The following is an 18,625-nucleotide window of genomic DNA, read 5'->3' on the forward strand; positions in this document are numbered from 1 at the left end:
TGGAAGACTACGCTGCAGGGTAGGCGAGAGCTCATTCCCTCTTCTCTGCCGGCGAGTCGTGTCCCGTAGAGCGCCTGGGCCGGAACATGGGTCAGCCACGCCTTGGTTTCATCTAGGATTTATCCGCATTTGGCTAGGAGTACGCATTCGCTCGACCGCGGCCTGACGCCCGGACCTGACCCGAAGCGGGCCTCGGGCGTTACCGCGGGTCGCCTGCGGCGCCTGAGGCTCGCCTTCAGCGCTCGGTGACGCGTCAGGCCGACGGTCTCATCAAAAAAATATTGCAATTGCGAGTCACTCGCAGTAAATCCCCTCCAGCCCAGCCAGCCGGCGCCCATTCGAACGGGCCCCGCCAGCCAGGCGTCGATCCACGGAAGCGCTCGACGCAATTACATGCTGGAGGGGAGTAATGAGCATCTCGCGAACCGCCGCCGCCGGTCTGATCGGCCTTACAGGCGCCGTTTTCCTCGGACAGTCGGCCTCGGCTCAAGATGACGCCGCGTCGCCGGTCACCGCGCTGGACGCTGTCAGCGTGACGGCGACCCGGACCGAAAAGTCGGCGCTTGAGGCGCCGGCCTCCGTCTCGGTCGTGGGGCGCGAGGAGATCGAGCGCGCCCAGCCGCAGGCGCTCGACGACGTCCTGAAAGGCGTGCCGGGCGTGCAGATGACGGGCGGCCCGCGCAATTCCGCCGAACAGCCGTCGATCCGCGGCTTCAGCGACGAACGGGTCGTGATCCGCACCGACGGGGTGCGCAAAAACTTCCAATCCGGGCACCGCGGCCGCACCTTCCTGGAGCCGACGTTGCTCAAGCAGGTGGACGTGCTGCGCGGGCCGAGTTCGATGCTCTACGGCTCCGGCGCGCTCGGCGGCGTCATCAATATGGAGACGATCGACGCGGCCGATCTGCTGGCGCCGGGCGAAACCGTGGGCGCGCGCACGACGACGGGCTATCAGACCAACAACGACATGCGCCGAGGCGGCCTGACAATCTACGGGCGGCCGGCCGACGGCGTCGATCTGCTGGTCAACGGCGTGCGCAGCAGCTCCGGGAACTACACCGACGGCTCGGGCGACGAGATCCTGTTTTCCGGCGACAGCGTGAAGTCCGGCTTGGCGAAGGCCGAGTTCACCCGGGAAGGTCACAGCCTTGATCTGTCGCTGCAGACCTACCGGAACGAGCACGACATCCCGACCGCCGCCAACACCGACGGCGACACGATCGCGGAGCGCGTGACGCGGGAAGACAGCGGCAGTGTGCGCTACGGCTTCGAAGGGGCCGACGGGCTCCTCGATCTGAACGCCGCCGCCTATGTCAGCGACACCGACATCCGGGAGATCGTGAAGACCTCCGGCCGGCACGACGTCACCGCGCTGGAGACTGTCGGCGTCGACGCCGCCAACACGGCCGACTTCGTCTTGTCAGACACGGTCGATCTGGCCTTCACCGCCGGGCTGGAGCTCTATCGCGACACCCAGGTCGGTCAGCGCAACGATGCGCCGCGCGATCAGTTCCCGAACGCCGAACAGGTCAAGCAGGGCTATTTCGCGCAGGCCGAGTTCACCCTATGGGACGAGGTGGCGATCACCCCGGGCCTGCGCTTCGACGCCTATGATCAGGAGGCGACCGGCCAGGCGGACGCCGGCGACGAGCGTCTGTCGAAGAAACTCGCCGCCAGTTGGCAGGTCAGCGACGCGCTCATGCTCTTCGGCTCCTATTCGGAGGCGTTCCGAGCGCCCTCTCTCACCGAGCTCTACGTCAGCGGCACGCACTTCAGGAACAACCGCTTCGTCCCCAACCCGGACCTCAAGCCCGAGTTCGCGGAGAACAAGGAGTTCGGCGCGGCGCTCTCCTTCGACTCGGTCGTGCAGGATCGCGACGCGCTGCGCATCAAGGGCGCGGTCTTCCGCAACGACGTCGAGAACCTGATCGAAACGGTTGTAGAGGGCGGCCCCTTCGGCACGACGGAAACCCAAAACGTGCCGGAAGGTCGGATCACCGGCGCGGAGCTGGAGGCCGCCTACGAGGCGCGCCGCTTCTTCGCGGGCCTCGCCGCCACCCGGCTTCGCGGCGACGACCTGACGGACAATGAGCCGCTGGCCGACATTCCCGAGGACGTCGTGAGCCTTGACGGCGGCCTGCGTTGGCCGGGCCTCGGCCTCGTCGCTGGGTGGCGCGCCTCGCTCTACTTCGGTCAGGACCGGGTTCCGGACGACGCCGAGCCGCTGCGCGGACGCAAGATGATCCACGACCTCTTCGTCTCCTACGAGCCGAACGATCCGGATCTGGACGGCCTGCGCGTCGACTTCGGCGTCGACAACGTCTTCGACAAGGATTTCCAGCGCTTCGGCTCCGCTCTTCGTGAGACGGGACGGAACGTGAAGCTCTCCGCCGGCTTCAAATTCTGAGGGCCGGGGCGGAGCGGGCGGCGCACAGCGATGAGCGCCGAGGACGACGCGCGACAGGAGGATGAGATGACCCACGCCTTGCGATCCACGGCCCCGCGGGCCGAGGGGGAGGGCGCCGCCGGCGGCGGCACCTCTCGCGGCCCCGGGGTGCTGAGCAGCGCCGCTCTGTTGCAGGACCGGGCGGAGGTGCTGATCGAGCACCGCGGCGAAACCTACCGGCTTCGTCAAACCCGGCAGGGCAAGTTGATCCTGACCAAGTGAGGGGAGGGCGCCGATGATCGGCGAAGCGCCCAGCTTGAGAGCCCAAGCGGCGGCGGTCCGCTCGCCGGGCGCGGCGGAGCGTCTGGGCGCGGCCGCCGCGCTCGCCGTCGGCGCGGCCGTGCTGGGGGCCGCGCTCTCTCTCGCCGAGCCGCTGCGCGTCGCAATGGATATGGGCGGGCGCGCGGGCGACGCCCGTCTCGCGCCCGTTTCGCTGACCGTCATGCGCCCGGCCGCGCCGGCGCCCGCGCCGGCTTCTTCGCCGCCCGCCGATACGTCGCGCGCCGCGCCCGCGCCGCCCGCCGCCTTGCCGGATCCGCCGACGCCGCAGCCCGCGCCGTCTCCCGCGCCGGCCGCCGCGCCGACGGTGCAATCAGCGCCGACGCCTGAGCCGATCGCGCCGCCTGTCCGGCCCGCCGCGGCGCCGGTTGAAAGGTCCGCGGTAGAGCCGCAACAGCAGGCTCGGGCGACGCCGCCTGCGCCCGAGCCGACGCCGGAGGTGCAGGGCGCCGAGCTCAAGCAGCCGCCTGCGCCCGCGCCCGATCTCGCGGCCGCGCGTCAGGCGGCCCGGATGAAGCCGACGCCGCCCGCGCACGACCCCGCCGCGCAGGAACCCGCCGAGGCCGAGCCGCCGTCCCCCAAGCCGCCGCCCGTCGCCGAGCTGCGCGAGGGCGCAGCCGCGCAGGCCCCGACGCAGACGCGGTCGGTCGAGACGTCCGACGAACAAAGCGCCGAGCCCGCGACGGCGCGCGCCGCCGCCGCCGAAGACGCCCCCGCCGACCCGGCGCAGGTCGCGAGCGCGCCCGTGCTGGTCACCGAGCCGCGCTTCCGAAGTGCGCCGACGCCGCCGGTCTATCCGCCGACCTCGCGTCGGCGCCATGAGGAGGGGGTCGTCGTCCTGCGGGCGCTGGTCTCGCCCTCCGGCCGGACGGAGGAGGTCGCGGTGCATCGCTCTTCCGGCTTCCATCGCCTGGATGAAGCCGCCCGTCTGGCCGTCCTCGACTGGCGGTTCGAGCCGGCGCGCCGCGCCGCCGTGCCGGTCGCCTCCTGGGTCGAGGTGCCGGTGCGCTTCCACCTGAACTGACCCCCGTCTCATCAACCCGACGTCGTCTGGAGATCGATCATGGCCGCTACTCTCTCTCATTCCGACCGGATCGCCGAGGCCGAGGCCCTGCGCGCCCGGCGCCGCGCGCTCGCCGCCGAACGACCGGAGCTTCGGGTGCGCGACGCCGCCGCCGCGCTGGGCGTCAGCGAGGCCGCGTTGGTCGCCGCCGAAGTCGGCGAAAGCGTCGTACGCCTGGCGCCCGACATGCGCGAACTGGTTCGGGGCCTGCCGAGCCTCGGCCGCGTCATGGTGCTGACCCGCAATGAGACGGCTGTGCATGAGCGCAAGGGCGTCTTCGGCAACATCAAGACGGGCGGCCATGTCGGTCTGGTGCTGAACGAGACCATCGATCTGCGCCTGTTCTTCGCCCATTGGCGCACCGCTTTCGCGGTGACAGAGGAGGTGCGCAGCGGACGCCGGCGCAGCCTGCAGGTTTTCGACGCAGACGGCGTCGCCGTTCACAAGATTTATCTGCTGGCGGAGAGCGACGCGGCCGCCTTCGACGCGCTGGTCGCGCGCTGGCGGGCCGAGGATCAGGCGCCGGGGCTGGATCGACGCGCCGCGCGCGCACGGCGCGAGCGGGCGGACCCGGTCGCGGAGGGGGCGGTCGATGTCGAGGGCTTCCGGGACGCCTGGCGCGCCATGCAGGACGTGCACGAGTTTCACGGCATGCTGCGCCGCCACAAGCTGAGCCGGCGCCGCGCGATGGATCTGGCGGAGCCCGAATTCGTGAGCCCGGCGCCGGCAGGCGCGCTCGCCCGGGCGCTGGAAATGGCGGCCGCGCGCGAAACCCCGATCATGGTCTTCGTCAACAACCGCGGCTGCATCCAGATCCACAGCGGCCCGATCCGCACCGTTCGCCCCGCCGGCGATTGGGACAACGTGCTGGATCCGGATTTCAACTTGCACGTCCGCCGCGATCGCGTGCGCGAGGCCTTCGTGGTACGCAAGCCGACGGCGGACGGGATCGTCACCGCGCTGGAGCTCTACGACGCCGACGGGGCGCACGTCCTGCAGATGTTCGGGGTGCGCAAGCCCGGGATCGAAGAATCGACGTCCTGGCGCAAGCTGACCGAGGATATCCTGTCCGCGCCGGCGGAGGCGCCGGCATGATCCCCGCGCTGGAGGAACTCGGCGATCTGATCGCGCGCTTGGGGCCGGTCGGCCCGACCTTGGCGGCGGCGGCGGCGTTGACGCTGTTCCTGACGGTGGAGCGCGCGGTGGTCTTCGCCGCCGCCGGGCGCACGCCGCGCCGCGCGGTGCGCCGCGCGCTGGCGCGCGCCTCGCAGGCGACGCCCGCGCAACTGCCCGACGCCTTGGCCGGCGCGCCGCGGCTGGTGCGCCAAGGCGCGGACGTGCTGCTGCACGCGCGGCCGGCCGACAAGACCGGGCGGGAGGAGGCGGCGAGCCTGTGGCTCGAAGGCGTGCGCGGCGGCCTGACGCGCGGCCTGGGGCTGTTGCAGTTGGTCGCGGCGCTGGCCCCGATGTTGGGGCTGCTCGGCACCGTGCTGGGCATGGTCGTCGCCTTCCAGGCGATCGCCGACCAGGAGGGGCCGGTGCATCCCGCCCTGTTGGCCGACGGGTTGTGGCAGGCCATGCTGACGACCGTGGTCGGCCTCGCGGTCGCCCTGCCGGCGACGGCGGCGCGGTGGGCGTTCGACGCATTGGCGGAGGCGCGCGTCGGACTGCTGGCCGGCGCGCTCTCCGAATTGTCCTTGCGGATCGAAGCGGAGCGCGACGCGCCGGGCGGATCCGCGCGTCCAAAGCCGCACGCAGAGCCGAACGCCGCCCCCGCGCGGGAGCGCGCGGCATGATCGGGGCGCGTCGGGCGGGCGCGGCGGGCCGATCCTCCCTCGGCCTGGTCGGCGATCTGACGCCGCTGATCGACGTCCTGTTCATGCTGATCGTCTTCATGGTGCTGACGGCGAACGCGGCCGAACGGGCGCTCGACGCCGGCTTCGCCTCGAGCGAGGAAAGTCTGGCCGCGCCGAGCGCGGGCGACCGGCCGCTCGCCGTGGAAATCGGCGCCGCCGACGCCCCGGCCGCCTTCCGGATCGAGGATCGCGCCTATGCGGACTGGCCGGCGGCCAAGACCGCGCTCGCAGCGCAGCTGCAAGAGGGCGCCGGCGCCGCGCCGTCGCTGCGCGTCGCCGTCGCCGCCGACGCGCCCGCCCAACGCATGATCGACCTGATGAGCTTCCTCCAAGTCCGCGGCGTCACGGACGCCCAGATCGTGGTGCGCAGCCGATGACCGACCTGCGCGCCTCGCCCCCTTCGAAGGAGATCCGACGATGACCTCGCTCAGCCGTCCCACGCGCCGCACGGCCGTTCTGTCCGCCTTCGCCGCCCTGGCCGCGGGGCCGCTCCTCTCCACGCGCGTCCAGGCCGACGCGCGGCGTCGCCTCATCGCCTTGGGCGGGGCGATTACCGAGACGCTCTATTTCCTCGACCGCGGCGACTGGCTGGTGGGGGCCGACACGACGTCGAGCTATCCGAGCGCGGCGCAAGACTTGCCGAAGGTCGGCTATCTGCGCGCCGTCTCCGCCGAGGGGACGCTGTCGCTCGCCCCCGATCTGGTGATCGCGGAGGAGAGCGCCGGCCCGCCGGATGCATTGGAGGCGATCGCCCGCGCCGGGGCGGAAGTGGCCTATGTGCCGGAGGCGCGATCGATCGACGGCGTCGTCGCCAAGATCGATCGGATCGCCGGCCTCGTCGCCGCCGAGGAGGCGGCCGCTCGTCTGAGCGCGACGATCCGCGAACGCGCCGCGCACCTGGCCGACGCCGTCGCCGGCGTCGAGCGCCGGCCGCGCGTCCTGTTCCTGATGGACCTGCGCGAGGGGGCGCTGTTGTCGGCCGGCGAGGGGACGGCGGCGAAGGCGATCATCGAGCTCGCCGGCGGCCGGAACGCGCTTGACGGGTTCGAGGGCTACAAGCCGGTTTCGGCCGAGAGCATTCTCGCCCGCGCCCCGGACGCGATCCTGATGATGAGCCATGCGGCGGAGCGCCACGGCGGCGTCGGCGCATTGGCGCGCGACCCGCGGCTCGCCGGCCTTCAGGCCGTCCAGGACGGGCGTCTGATCGCGATGGAGGGGCTCAAGCTCCTCGGCTTCGGGCCGCGCACGCCGGACGCGGCGCGCGAGTTGGCCGCCGCGCTGCACGGACCGGCGATCGCGCCGCCGTTGGGCGCGCCGTTGGAGGCGTCGTGAGCGGCGTGGACGGCGCGCTGGGCGACGACGCGGCGGCGCGGGGCGCACGCCCCGCCGTCGACCGACGGGCGCGCCGGCGGCTTCTCTTGCTGGCGCTGTTCGCGCTGGCGGCGCTCGTCGCCGGCGTGGGCGCCTTCACGGTCGGCGCCTATCCGATCCCCGCGGGACAGGTCCTGGGCGCGCTGGTCCGCGCGATCGCGCCTTGGGGGGCGGAAGCGCTGTCGCTGGGCGATGCGGAGGCGGCGCAGCGCGACCTCGTGCTGCTGGAGATCCGCGCCCCGCGGATCCTGTTCGGCCTCCTGGTGGGCGCGGCGCTGGCGGTGAGCGGCGCGGCGATGCAGGCGCTATTCCGAAATCCGCTGGCGGACCCGGGTTTGGTCGGCGTGTCGACCGGCGCAGCGCTTGGCGCGGTTGCGATGATCGTCTTCGCGGGCGCGCTGACGCCGACCTTCGGCGCGCTGGCCGGCGCGGCTGTGCCGGCGGCGGCCTTTCTGGGGGCGGCCGTGGTGACCGTCCTGATCTTCCTGATCGGCGTGCGCGGCGGCGGGGGCGTGGACGTCGCGCTGATGCTGTTGGCCGGTGTCGCGATCAACGCGATCGCGGGTGCGGGCGTCGGCGCGATGACCTATCTGGCGGACGATCAGGCGCTGCGCAGCCTTACCTTCTGGACGATGGGCAGCCTGGCGGTCTCCGGCTGGGACGCGTTGGGGATCACCTTCGCGATGATCGCGCCGGCCGCGCTTTGGCTTATGCTCCAGGGCGGCGCGCTCAACCGCTATCTGCTGGGCGAGGCCGAGGCCGGTCATCTCGGCGTCGACGTCCGGCGCCTCAAGACCGGCGTCATTCTGGCGGTCGCCTTGTCGGTGGGGGCGGCGGTCGCGGTCGCCGGCGCGATCGGCTTCGTCGGCCTGGTGACGCCGCATCTGGTGCGGATGATGGGCGGGCCGGACAATCGCTTCGTGCTGCCCGGCGCGGCGCTCCTGGGCGCGGCGCTGACGGTCACGGCGGACGCCTTCGCGCGCGGCGTGGCGGCGCCGGCGGAGATCCCGGTCGGTCTCGTGCTGAGCGCGGTGGGCGGCCCGTTCTTCCTCTGGTTCCTGATGAGCCGACGCGCGGGAGGCGCCGCATGGCGGAATTGATCGAGGTTTCGGCCGCGCGGGGCGGGCGGCGGGTGCTGCATGAGGTCACGTTGGCCGCGCCGGCCGGCTGCGTCACCGTGATCGCCGGACCCAACGGGTCCGGCAAGACCACCGCGCTCGCGCTGATGGCGGGCGACCTAAGGCCGTCGACGGGGCGCGTGCTGCTCGGCGACGCGCCGATCGAGGGGTTGAGCGCGGCCGTCCGCGCGCTCCGGCGCGCCGTGATGCCGCAGCATTTCAACCTGGTCTTCGCCTTCACCGTGCGGGAGGTGGTGGAGATGGGATTGCTGCCGGCCTTGCCCGCCCGCCGGCGCGCGCCCGTCGTCGAGGAGGCGCTGGCGCTGGCCGACGTGGCGGCGATGGCCGAACGGCCGGTGACGCAGCTCTCCGGCGGCGAACGCCAGCGCGTCTCCTTCGCCCGCGCGACCGCGCAGGTGTTGAGCGCCCAGGCGGTCGCCCCCGACGCGCCGGCGACCCTGTTCCTGGACGAGCCGACGGCGAGCCTCGATCTCGCGCACCAGGCGGCGGTGGTGCGCGCCGCGCACCGGCTGGCCGCCGACGGGGTGCGGGTCGTCATGGTGATGCACGACCTGACCTTGATCGACGCCGCCGCCGACCACCTGGTGCTCCTGAAGGAGGGGCAGGTCGCCGCGGCCGGCGCGCCGCGCGCGGTGCTCGACGAGCCGACCATCCGGTCCGTCTACGCCGCATCCGTCGCCGTGATCGAGGACGCGGACGCCCGCGCGGTGGCGCTGACGGCGCTGCGTCCTTGATCGGCGCCTCAGGGTGAGCGCAAAGCGCTCTAGTCCTGCCGAAAGTACATTTTCTCCCGGTTCAACGCGTAGCTCCACGGCAGCCCGGCGTTCTTCCAGCCGTTCTTCAGCCGCCAGGGCCCGTTCGGGCGGTCCTTCACGCTCGCGCCCTCGAAACCGTCGACCACCACATAGACTCGCTCGAAGCCGCGACCCTCCAGCGCACGAGCCGACGGCGCGCCGCGGCTGCCGCCCGACCGGCACATCAGGATGACGGGGGCGGACTTGTCGAGACCTTGCGCGGCCAGCGCCCGCTCCACCCCGTCGGCGAAGTCGGGATTGGGCGCCATCTTGAAGACGGGCTTCTTGTCATGCCAGCGGCTCGGGTCGGAGAGCAGAAAGGGCACGTTGCGGTCGACCACGTCGGTGAAGCCCGTGAACATGATCTCGATCGGATCGCGGACGTCGACGAACAGGGCCTGCTCGCCCTTCTCCTGCTTGAGGGCGTAGGCCTCCTCCGCCGTCAGATAGAGACCCCAGGGGGTTCGCTTGGCGGGGTCCTCCGGCTCCGGGGCCGCCCAGGCGCCCGGCGCGGCCAGGGCCAAGCCGGCCGCGAGGGCGAGAAGCGCCAGCGCCGCGGCGAGGCGCGATCTGCAAAGAATGACGGTGTGCATCGGATTTATCTCCTTGGGGGCTCTGCGGATCAGAAGCTGAGCACGCGGGTGCGCGGCGCCATCAGCGCTTCGGCCATCGGACCCGGTTTGGCGACGCCGACGCCGTCGATCAGGGCCGAGGCGTCGGCCGGCTTGTTCGGCAGATAGATGGCGCAGACCTCGACGGTCGCGCCGCCCTGGATCAGGCGGGTCAGCAGGCCTTGCGGGCTGGCGCCGCGGGGCGCCTGCGCGGCCGTCGCGCTTTCCGGGGCCTCCTTCAACGCGATGTCCCCGCCGGGGCCGCACAGCAGCATCTGCGCCTGCGCCCCCTGATTGACCGCCTGCAGCGTCAGCACCATCGCCATGAGCTGGGTCTGGGCGTCGCCCGCCGTGACGACGGTGACGAGCCTTTCCGGTCCGGCCCGGCTTTGGTCCTGGGCGCCGGCCGGTCCGAGGCCGAGGGAAAGCGTAAGGGCGAGGCCGGCGACGGCGGCGGCGAGCGAGCGGCGCGCAGGGCGGCGAAAGAGCGAAGGCATCAGGTCAGTTCCCCTTTAGATGAAACGGCGGCCGGGTGCGGCGCGTCGCCTATTGGGCGAGAGACTAGGCGCGGCCCCGCCCGCGCTTCGGTGACTATGTCACCGGCGGGCCGCGGCAGGGCGTCGCAGCAGCGGCTGGAGGGGTTCAGCCCGCCTGCAGGTCGTGGAGGATCTCGCCGCCGCGCTTCCCGAGCGCAACACCACCGGTCGCCGCCCGCGCCATGGCGGTTCGCAGGCGGCTCAGCGCGCTCATTCGGGCGTCGTCGTCTTAGCGAACGGATCGGACGCCAATTGCCCGCCCGCACGCTGCAATCAGGCTGGCTGCGGGTTGCGGTTCAGGATCGAGAGATTAAGCGCCAGCGCAAAGCTGCCCCAGGCGAGATAGGGCGTCATCAGGACCGCCGCGAGCCGGTCATGGGCCAGAAAGGCGGCCGTCGTCGCGGCGACCGCGAGCCACAGAACGATAATGATCGCCGCGCCCGCCTTGATCCGGTGCTGGCCGAAGAAGACCGCCGACCAGAGCGTGCTGACCGTGATCTGCAGCGACCAGAGCCCCAGGGCGACGTCGTTGTCCGGCTGCATCGCCACCCGCGCCGCCGCCCAGGACATCAACAGGTACAGCGCCGCCCAGACGATCGGAAACACCCAATCGGGCGGCGTCCAGGACGGTTTTTCCAGATCCCGGTACCACCGGCCCGGCTTGAAGAACAGTCCGGCGGCGGCCGGAACGGCGCAGATCGCCAGAAACAGGATGAACATCACTAGCATGGGCTTGGCGGACCTCCTTGCGAGTCGGCGCCGGCGTGGGGTTCGAGCTGTGCAACGGTGCGTCGGTTCCGGCCCCGTTGTCCAGGCGGACGGGAGCTGTTGTCAGTATTTCTTGACAACGAATAATGGTTTTATTGAGAATGCGAATCAAATCCATTCGCAACAACCCTCTGCGGGGCGTTGCGGGAAGACGAACGGGCGGTCGGACGGCGAGCGAATGACGGAGGACGGGATCGACGGCGGCGCCGCGCTGCCGCTCGCCATGGCGCGTGAAGGGGACTGGGTCCGCGTGACCCGCGTCAGCGGCGGGCCGCGGATGGAGAAGCGGCTGACGGATCTCGGCCTCAATGTCGGCGCGGAGGTGATGGTCTCCCAGCGCCAAGGCGGCGGGCTGATCGTCGTGCGCGGCGATCTGCGGCTCGCCGTCGGCGCCGGGGCCGCTCAGAAGATCCTGGTCGCGCCGACCGGGCGTGGGGAAGGGGAGTGATCCAGCGATGAGCGTGACCTTGCGCGACGTGGCGGTCGGCGAAAGCGGCCGGGTCGCCGGCTTCACGCCCGGGGCGAAGGCCTATCGCAAACGGCTGCTGTCGATGGGGCTGACGCGCGGCGTCAGCGTCGAGGTGACCCGCTGCGCGCCGATGGGGGATCCGATCGAAGTGCGCGTGCGCGGCTACAGCCTGAGCCTGCGCAAGGAGGAGGCGGCGTCGCTGATCGTGGAGCCGGGGGCGTGATGAGCGAGACCTACGTCGTCGGCGTCGTCGGCAATCCCAACTGCGGCAAGACCACCCTGTTCAATGCGCTGACCGGCGCCAAGCAGCGGGTCGGCAACTGGCCCGGCGTGACGGTGGAGCGCAAGGTCGGCCGCTTCGAGGTCGACGGCGTCGCCTTCGACCTGGTCGATCTGCCCGGGACCTATTCGCTCGACGCGTCGGACGACGACGTCTCGCTCGACGAGGCGATCGCGCGCGACTACGTCGCCGGGCGCGAGGCCGATCTGATCGTCAACATCGTCGACGCCTCCAATCTGGAGCGGAACCTCTATCTGACGACGCAGCTTCTGGAGATGCGGGTTCCGACGGTCGTCGCCCTCAACATGGTCGACGTGGCGGCGGAGAACGGGATCGAACTGGACGCGCAGGCGCTGACCGGTCGGCTGGACGTCGCGGTCTGTCCGATCGTCGCGTCGACCGGACAGGGCGTGCCCGACTTGAAGGCGGCGATCCTGGACGCCGCGCGCGCGGGCCGCGCGCCGCGCGGCGGAATCCCCTATCCGCGCGAGGTGGAGAGCGCGGTCGCCGCGCTCACCCCCGCGGTCGAGGCGGCCGCGTCCGAGGGCGCGGTGGACGCCCGATGGTTGGCGGTGCGCCTGCTGGAGGGCGACTCGCTGGCGGTCTCGCGCGTCGGGCCGGATGCGGCCGGGCAGGCGGATCTGCAACGCGCGGTGGTCGAGGAAGCGCTCGGCGACGATATCGACATCGCGCTCGCCGACGCCCGCTACGGCTATGTCGGCGGGCTGCTGGACGGCGTGATGAGCCGCAAGCGCCGGGTCTCGCGCAGCCTGTCCGATCGGATCGACCGGGTGGTTCTGAACCGCGCGCTCGGCATTCCGATTTTCCTGATCGCGATGCATCTGATGTTCATGTTCACGATCAATATCGGCGGCGCCTTCATCGACGCCTTCGACATCGTGGCGGGCGCGATCGCCGTCGACGGTCTGGCCGCGGTGCTGGGCGCGCTCGGCGCGCCGGAATGGTCGATCGTGCTGCTGGCCAACGGCCTCGGCGGCGGGGTTCAGGTGGTGGCGACGTTCATCCCGATCGTGGGCTTCCTGTTCCTGTTCCTGTCGATCCTGGAGGACTCCGGCTACATGGCCCGCGCGGCCTTCGTGATGGACCGGTTTCTGCGCGCGATCGGCCTGCCGGGGAAATCCTTCGTGCCGCTGATTGTCGGCTTCGGCTGCACGGTGCCGGCGGTGATGGCGACCCGCACGCTGGAGCATGAGCGCGACCGCTACATGACGATCGCCATGGCGCCCTTCATGTCTTGCGGCGCGCGGCTGCCGGTCTATGCGCTGTTCGCCGCCGCCTTCTTCGCGGCGTATGGGCAGTATATCGTCTTCCTGCTCTATCTGATCGGTCTTGCGGCGGCGGTGCTGACGGGCCTCGTCTTGAAGCACACGCTGCTGCGCGGCCCGGTGACGCCCTTCGTGATGGAGTTGCCGCCCTATCACGTCCCCACCGTGAAGGGCGTGCTGATCCGCACCTGGGAGCGCACGCGCAGCTTCATGATCCGCGCCGGCCGGGTGATCGTGCCGATGGTGCTGGTCCTCAACGTCCTCAACAACATCGGAACGGACGGCAGCTTCGGGAACGAGGATTCGGACAAATCGGTGTTGAGCGAGGTCGGGCGCACCATCACGCCGCTCTTCACGTCCTTCGGGGTTGAGGAGGACAACTGGCCCGCCGCGGTCGGGGTCTTCACCGGCGTGCTGGCGAAGGAGGCGGTCGTCGGTACGCTCGATTCCCTTTACGGCGCACTGGGCGAGGAGGCGGGCCGCCCGCCGGAGCTGCGCCATCAGCAGAACATTCGCCCGCTCACCTGGCGCGCCGACAAGACGGAGGAGGAACTGCCGCCCCCGCCTGAGGCGACGGAGGAGGCCGGCTTCGACTTCACCGGCACGGTGGTCGAAGGGGTCGCCACGATCCCCGACAATCTGGTCGCGGCGGTGGAGAGTTGGACGGACCCGCTCGGCCTTAATATCGGCGAGACGGAGGATCAGGAGCAGGCGGCGGCCCTGCAGGAGGTCGGCGTCGGCACCTTCGGCGCGATGGCGGAGCGGTTCGACGGCGCCGCCGGGGCCTTCGCCTATTGCCTGTTCATCCTGCTCTACTTCCCCTGTGCGGCGGCGATGGCGGCCGTGCGGCGGGAGACGACGCTGCGCTGGATGGCGTTCGTCGGCGCCTGGACGACCGGGCTCGCCTATGTCGCCTCGACGCTCTTCTACCAGATCGCCGTCTTCGCGCGGGAGCCTGTGACGGCCTCGATCTGGATCGCGATCGCGCTCGCCATCTCGGCGGCGTCCGTCGTCGCCATGCGGCTCTATGGAAACCGGGAGGCGCGCGGCGGCGCCGGATCGTTCGGCGCCGCGGCGCGCTCGGCGTAGGGCGGGGCGCGGTCGATGATCCTGTCCGAGTTGCGCGACTATCTCCGCACCCATCGCCGGGCGACCCTCGACGATATGGCGGCGCGGTTTGACAAGCATCCTGACGCGTTGCGCGGTATGCTCCGCAAATGGGTTGCAAAGGGAAAGGTCGCCAAAGTCTCCGACGCGGGCGCCTGCCGGCGCGCGTGCGGCGGCTGTTCGGTCGGGGGGCCGGAGATCTATGAGTGGAGCGAGTGAGCGTGCGCCGCCGGGAGCAGCCGACTCTACGAGCCGGGACGCGATTCTGGTGATCGGGGTGCATCGCGAGGAACTGGCCTTCGGCGACGCCGTGGCCGCCGGGCTGGAGGGCGAGGCCCCGGAGATCCTGCGCATCCCCGAAGGCGTGCCGCGCGCCTGTTCGGCCCCCAACCGCCGCTTCTATTCCGAGACGGCGCATCACGAAATCTATCGGCAGCTGCGCCAGGAGACCCGCCGTCGGGCGTCGATTCTGATCGACCTGCATTGCGGTCGCGACGCCGAGGGCGCCGCCGCCGACCTCTATTGCCATGACGCCGCCTTCCTGCGCGCGGCGGGGGCGCGGCTGGCCGCGCGGGGTCTGAAGGAGCGGGTGCGCCTGATCAAGATCGTCGACGAGGCCGACGGTCCGTTGGAGGCCCGCCCGCCGGACCTGGACGGGATCGCGCACACTTGGGTTCCGCGCGATCTGTGGGCCGCGGCGCCGCCGCTTTATGTCGGGCTTGAGATCTACACCGCCGGCGACGCCGCCGCCCTGCCTGAGGACGCCGCTTTCGCCCGCGCCGTCATCGCCGCGCTGACGGCCGAGGGTTGAGGGCGCAGGGAGGAGGAAACCATCCGTGACCGCGACGCCTGATCTGACCCCCTTCCTGGCGCTGCGCCGGCATGTGAGCGTCGCGCATCATGTGCCGGGCCGCATTCGGGTGCGCCTGGCGGCCTCCGCGCTGAAGGAGGCGAAGGCTGTCGACCGGGCGGCTTTCGATCGCATCCTGGCGGCGCTCGACGGGGTTAAGGACGTGCGGGTCAACGCTGCCGCCGGCTCCGCAGTGATCGCCTACGATCCGGCCCGGCTGCCGCCCAAGGAGTGGGATCGGCTGCTGACCGCCGACGAGGAGACGGCGCGCGCGTTGCTGGGCGGCTGGCTCGGCGGCGCGGTGGAGACTTGATAAGGCCGGCGCAAAGATGCGCCTGAGGGAAGAGGAGAGCCATGACCGAACATGATCCCACCGGCGGCGCAGGCGGGCCGGGCGGCCCGGGTCCCGGATGGGGCGGCCCGCCCCCAGGCTGGGGGGCGCCGCCCTACGCGCAGGTTCCGCCCTGGGGCGCCGGCTGGCATCCGCCGCCCCCTCATCCCGGCGTCCATCCGGCTTACCCGCCCGGACCGCCGCCGGGATGGCCGCCCCCCGGCTATCCGCCCCCCGGCTATGCCCCCTATGGCCAGCAGCAGGGTGCGCCGGGACCCGATCCCTTCATGGCGGCGATGGAGCAGGCCGCCGAGCAGAACGGCCTCGGCGGCTTGAAGCAGTTCCTGAATGTCAGCGACGGGGAGTTCTGGAAGGGCGCGCTGGTCGGCGCGGCCGTCGTGCTGCTGATGACCAACGAGGATCTGCGCGACAGCCTGATGACGGGCGCGGCCAAGGCGGCCGGCGCGATGAAGGCGGGCCTCGGCGGCGAGGAAGCGCCCGACGACGCAGAGAGCGGCGGCGCCGCGGCCGATGACGAGGATGCAAGCGAGGAGGAACGTCCGGCATGACCCAGCACTACAACGCCCTGACGGGCTGGGGCGCGCGCGCCCCGCATGACGCCCGCGGCCAGGAAATGCGCGAGTTGCTGCACGCCGCCCAGACCGGCGCGCTGATCGGGGCGGCCGGCGCCGCGGCCGTCCATCTGCACCGGATGCGCGACGGCGGCACGACGATGCGCGCCGCCGCCGCCGACATGGCCAAGGCCGGCGCCACGGTCGCCGCCGCCAACACGGCCGCGACCGCCGTGGCCCGGACGTTGGGCGGCGGCCCTGTGGTCTCGCTGCTCACGGCGTTGGCGACGGGCGCGGCCGTCACCTACGCCCTGACCGAGACGCCCAAGGCCGAGGAGGGGCGCTGACATGCATCACGGGCATTTTCCGCCGCCGCCCTACGGCTACGGATACGGCTACGGGCCGTACGCGTGGCCCGCCCCCTACGCGTACGGCGGCTACGCGCAAGCGCCTTACGCCTACGGCGCGCCGCAGACGGCGCAAGGGGCTGCGCCGCGGCCGGTGCTGAACCAGCGCTTCGTCACCGGCGCGCTGGTCGGCGCGGCGGCGGCCTACATGCTGAGCAATCCCGCCGTTCAGGACGCCGCCATCAAGGGCGCGGTGAAGGTCTGGACCGTCGTCCAAGGCGGCGTCGAGGAGATGAAGGAGCGGTTCCGCGACGCCGAGGCCGAACTGCACGCCGCCCAGGTCTACGGCGACGTCGACGACGGGGCGGAGTGAGGCCGGCCTGAGGGTCGCCCTGGAACGCGATGGACGCGAGCGCAGGCGCCTTTTTGGACGATGTCGCCCGGCCGGTGCACGAGACGCCCGACCGGCTGCGGTTCCGTGAGCGGTTCCTGGGCGACCCGCTGGTCGACTTCTCCTGGCTGGAGACCTGGCTGGAGCAGATCCGCGGCGTCGAGAGCCTGCGCATCAACCGCCGGGCGCGCTCGGTGGTGCTGCACTATGACGGCGACCCGCAGACGCGCGCGCGCATCTGCGCCGCCATCGCCGCCTTGCGCCGGCGCCGTCTGCCGGTCGGCGAGTCCGAGCCGTCGGCGAGCGGCGATCTGGGGCCGGTCCTGACCACGGCGGCCCTGATCGCGGCCTCGCCCTTCCTGCCGGTCTGGGCGCTGCGGGCGCTGACCTTCGTGAACCTCTTCCGCACCGTCGCGGCCGGCGGCGAGGCCCTGATCAACCGCGGCGTGAAGATCGAGGTGCTGGACGCGATCGCCGTCGGCCTGACGGCCGCGCGCGGGGAGTACGTCACCGCCAACATCACCGAACTGCTGATGCAGCTCGGCGCCTATCTGGAGACGCGCACCGAGCGTCAGTCGAACCGCATGCTGCGCCGGCTGATCCGCCCGGAGCCGGTCATGGCCTGGGTCGAGCGCGAGGGGCGCCTGATCCAGATCCCCGACGACGAGATCCAGGCCGGCGAGCGGGTCGAGACCGGCGTCGGCGAGCGCATCGCCGTCGACGGGCTGGTCATCGACGGGACGGCGCTGGTCAACCAATCCTCGATCACCGGGGAGCCGATGCCGGTGCGCAAGGAGGTGATGGACCGCGTCATCGCCGGCACCGTAGTTGAGGACGGCCGCCTGCGCATCGAGGCCCGCCACGTCGGCGAGGACACCACGACGGCGCGCATCGCGCGGTTCATAGACGAATCGCTGGAGCGCTCCTCCCCCACCCAGCGGATGGCGGAGCGGCTGGCCGACCAGCGGGTGCTTCTGACGCTCGGCGCCGGCGGGCTGATTTATCTGCTGACCGGCGACCAGCGCCGGCTGAGTTCGGTCTTTCTGGTGGATTACTCCTGTGCGCTGAAGCTCGGCACGCCGCTCGCCTTCAAGTCGGGCATGTACCATGCGGCCGCCGCCGGGATCCTGCTGAAGGGCGGGGAGGCGATCGAGCGGCTGGCGGAGATCGACACCGTCGTCTTCGACAAGACGGGGACGCTGACGAACAGCAGCCTGGAGGTCAGCGACGTCGTCGTGCTGGACGAGGCGCGCTGGCCGCGCGACCGGCTGCTGGCGATGACCGCCTCGATCGAGGAGCACGCCAGCCACCCGGTCGCCGAGGCCGTCGTGCGCAAGGCGAAGCAGGAGCGGCTCAACCATGTCGACCACGGCGAGGTCGAGTATCTGGTCGCCCACGGCATGAGCTGCCCGATGGGCGGCGACCGGCTGCTGATCGGCAGCCGACATTTCCTGGAAGACCATGAAGGCCTGTCCTTCGCTCCTTTCGAATCGCGCATCGAGGCGCTGCAGAGCGAAGGCAAGACGATCCTTTACGTCGGCACGCCCGCGGAGCCGATCGGCATGATCGCCTTGAGCGACAGCGTGCGGGCGGAGACGCCGGCGGTCCTCGCCGCGCTGCGGGAAAGGGGCGTCAATCATCTTGTGATGCTGACCGGCGACAGCGCGGTGCGGGCCGAGGCGCTGGCCGCGCAGCTCGGCCTCGACGAAGTGTTCGCCGAGCAGGCGCCGGAGGACAAGGCCGGCGTGATCGAGCAACTGCGCGCCGAGGGGCGCCGCGTCGCCTTCGTCGGCGACGGGGTCAATGACGGACCGGCGCTGATCGCCGCCGACGTCGGCGTCGCCATGGCGCGCGGCGCGGATCTGGCCCGCGCGACGGCGGACGCCATGCTGTTGGAGGATCGGCTCGACCTGCTGGTGGAGGCGCTTGAGACCGCGCGCCGGACGATGGGCCTCGTCGCCACCAACTACAAGGCGGCGATCGGGATCAACACCGGCGTCATGCTGGGCGCGGCCTTGGGCGCGTTGTCGCCGGTGACGACGGCGGTTCTGCATAATGGGACGACCGTGGGGCTGCTCCTGCGCGCCCTGCGCGGGCTGTCCGGCCCCGCCGAGAAAGTCTGAAGAAAG

Annotated in this window: 22 protein-coding genes; 19 read left to right on the forward strand and 3 right to left on the reverse strand. The window is 71.6% G+C overall.

Translation table 11 applies throughout. The annotated features are described in order from the left end of the window. The first annotated feature begins 409 nt into the window (after nt 1-409). Genes RIB45_RS02090 through RIB45_RS02130 form a run of 9 tightly spaced genes read left to right on the forward strand, consistent with a single transcriptional unit; the run spans nt 410 to nt 8,888 of the window. Entirely contained in the window at nt 410-2,407 is a 1,998-nt protein-coding gene (locus tag RIB45_RS02090; RefSeq protein WP_350048266.1) for a TonB-dependent hemoglobin/transferrin/lactoferrin family receptor, read from the forward strand. A 30-nt stretch (nt 2,408-2,437) separates the two neighbouring features. Then, on the forward strand, nt 2,438-2,668 hold the full coding sequence (hemP, locus tag RIB45_RS02095) for a hemin uptake protein HemP (RefSeq protein ID WP_350048268.1): 231 nt from the start codon (nt 2,438-2,440) through the stop codon (nt 2,666-2,668). A gap of 13 nt (nt 2,669-2,681) precedes the next feature. Continuing rightward, a complete protein-coding gene (locus tag RIB45_RS02100; protein WP_350048270.1) occupies nt 2,682-3,749 on the forward strand; it encodes an energy transducer TonB in 1,068 nt (355 codons plus the stop codon). Between the two features lie 39 nt (nt 3,750-3,788). Continuing rightward, nucleotides 3,789-4,883 carry a hemin-degrading factor gene (locus RIB45_RS02105; RefSeq protein WP_350048272.1) on the forward strand — a complete coding sequence of 365 codons (1,095 nt, stop codon included), beginning with the start codon at nt 3,789-3,791 and terminating at the stop codon, nt 4,881-4,883. Further along, nucleotides 4,880-5,584 carry a MotA/TolQ/ExbB proton channel family protein gene (locus RIB45_RS02110; protein ID WP_350048274.1) on the forward strand — a complete coding sequence of 235 codons (705 nt, stop codon included), beginning with the start codon at nt 4,880-4,882 and terminating at the stop codon, nt 5,582-5,584. The genes RIB45_RS02105 and RIB45_RS02110 overlap by 4 nt, the downstream gene beginning before the upstream one ends. Then, nucleotides 5,581-6,021, forward strand: a complete 441-nt coding sequence (locus RIB45_RS02115; protein WP_350048276.1) for an ExbD/TolR family protein — start codon at nt 5,581-5,583, stop codon at nt 6,019-6,021. The genes RIB45_RS02110 and RIB45_RS02115 overlap by 4 nt, the downstream gene beginning before the upstream one ends. Before the next feature lie 40 nt (nt 6,022-6,061). Beyond that, entirely contained in the window at nt 6,062-6,976 is a 915-nt protein-coding gene (locus RIB45_RS02120) for a heme/hemin ABC transporter substrate-binding protein (RefSeq protein WP_350048278.1), read from the forward strand. Continuing rightward, nucleotides 6,973-8,115: a FecCD family ABC transporter permease gene (locus tag RIB45_RS02125; RefSeq protein ID WP_350048280.1), complete on the forward strand. Its 1,143-nt coding sequence runs from the start codon at nt 6,973-6,975 to the stop codon at nt 8,113-8,115. The genes RIB45_RS02120 and RIB45_RS02125 overlap by 4 nt, the downstream gene beginning before the upstream one ends. Continuing rightward, nucleotides 8,103-8,888, forward strand: coding sequence for an ATP-binding cassette domain-containing protein (locus RIB45_RS02130; protein ID WP_350048282.1), 786 nt, complete (start codon nt 8,103-8,105; stop codon nt 8,886-8,888). The genes RIB45_RS02125 and RIB45_RS02130 overlap by 13 nt, the downstream gene beginning before the upstream one ends. 29 nt (nt 8,889-8,917) lie before the next feature. Here the strand turns inward: RIB45_RS02130 and RIB45_RS02135 are convergent, their stop codons facing one another. From RIB45_RS02135 to tspO, 3 genes are all read right to left on the reverse strand, one after another. Continuing rightward, on the reverse strand, nt 8,918-9,541 hold the full coding sequence (locus RIB45_RS02135; RefSeq protein WP_350048284.1) for a rhodanese-like domain-containing protein: 624 nt from the start codon (nt 9,539-9,541) through the stop codon (nt 8,918-8,920). A gap of 29 nt (nt 9,542-9,570) precedes the next feature. Further along, a complete protein-coding gene (locus RIB45_RS02140) occupies nt 9,571-10,056 on the reverse strand; it encodes a DsrE family protein (RefSeq protein WP_350048286.1) in 486 nt (161 codons plus the stop codon). Between the two features lie 312 nt (nt 10,057-10,368). Continuing rightward, a complete protein-coding gene (tspO, locus tag RIB45_RS02145) occupies nt 10,369-10,824 on the reverse strand; it encodes a tryptophan-rich sensory protein TspO (RefSeq protein ID WP_350048288.1) in 456 nt (151 codons plus the stop codon). Nucleotides 10,825-11,041: 217 nt separating this feature from the next. Between tspO and RIB45_RS02150 the strand changes: the two genes are divergently transcribed. Genes RIB45_RS02150 through RIB45_RS02195 form a run of 10 tightly spaced genes read left to right on the forward strand, consistent with a single transcriptional unit; the run spans nt 11,042 to nt 18,619 of the window. After that, on the forward strand, nt 11,042-11,311 hold the full coding sequence (locus RIB45_RS02150) for a FeoA family protein (RefSeq protein WP_350048290.1): 270 nt from the start codon (nt 11,042-11,044) through the stop codon (nt 11,309-11,311). A gap of 7 nt (nt 11,312-11,318) precedes the next feature. Beyond that, nucleotides 11,319-11,555 (forward strand): FeoA family protein, encoded by a 237-nt coding sequence (locus RIB45_RS02155; RefSeq protein ID WP_350048292.1) that lies wholly within the window; start codon nt 11,319-11,321, stop codon nt 11,553-11,555. Continuing rightward, on the forward strand, nt 11,555-13,987 hold the full coding sequence (gene feoB, locus RIB45_RS02160; RefSeq protein ID WP_350048294.1) for a Fe(2+) transporter permease subunit FeoB: 2,433 nt from the start codon (nt 11,555-11,557) through the stop codon (nt 13,985-13,987). The genes RIB45_RS02155 and feoB overlap by 1 nt, the downstream gene beginning before the upstream one ends. 15 nt (nt 13,988-14,002) lie before the next feature. Next, nucleotides 14,003-14,224: a FeoC-like transcriptional regulator gene (locus RIB45_RS02165; RefSeq protein ID WP_350048296.1), complete on the forward strand. Its 222-nt coding sequence runs from the start codon at nt 14,003-14,005 to the stop codon at nt 14,222-14,224. After that, on the forward strand, nt 14,208-14,816 hold the full coding sequence (locus RIB45_RS02170; protein WP_350048298.1) for a hypothetical protein: 609 nt from the start codon (nt 14,208-14,210) through the stop codon (nt 14,814-14,816). Before RIB45_RS02165 ends, RIB45_RS02170 begins: the two co-directional genes overlap by 17 nt. 25 nt (nt 14,817-14,841) lie before the next feature. Beyond that, on the forward strand, nt 14,842-15,168 hold the full coding sequence (locus tag RIB45_RS02175; RefSeq protein WP_350048300.1) for an HMA2 domain-containing protein: 327 nt from the start codon (nt 14,842-14,844) through the stop codon (nt 15,166-15,168). A 41-nt stretch (nt 15,169-15,209) separates the two neighbouring features. After that, on the forward strand, nt 15,210-15,755 hold the full coding sequence (locus RIB45_RS02180) for a hypothetical protein (RefSeq protein WP_350048302.1): 546 nt from the start codon (nt 15,210-15,212) through the stop codon (nt 15,753-15,755). Beyond that, the gene (locus tag RIB45_RS02185; RefSeq protein WP_350048304.1) at nt 15,752-16,105 is read left to right on the forward strand and encodes a magnetosome protein MamC family protein; all 354 of its coding nucleotides are present in this window, start codon (nt 15,752-15,754) and stop codon (nt 16,103-16,105) included. Before RIB45_RS02180 ends, RIB45_RS02185 begins: the two co-directional genes overlap by 4 nt. A gap of 1 nt (nt 16,106) precedes the next feature. Then, entirely contained in the window at nt 16,107-16,478 is a 372-nt protein-coding gene (locus tag RIB45_RS02190; RefSeq protein ID WP_350048306.1) for a hypothetical protein, read from the forward strand. Nucleotides 16,479-16,507: 29 nt separating this feature from the next. Then, on the forward strand, nt 16,508-18,619 hold the full coding sequence (locus RIB45_RS02195; RefSeq protein WP_350048308.1) for a heavy metal translocating P-type ATPase: 2,112 nt from the start codon (nt 16,508-16,510) through the stop codon (nt 18,617-18,619). The last annotated feature ends 6 nt before the right edge of the window (nt 18,620-18,625 follow it).

The sequence above is a fragment of the Marivibrio sp. genome (assembly GCF_040218065.1).
Lineage (GTDB): Bacteria > Pseudomonadota > Alphaproteobacteria > UBA8366 > Aestuariispiraceae > Marivibrio.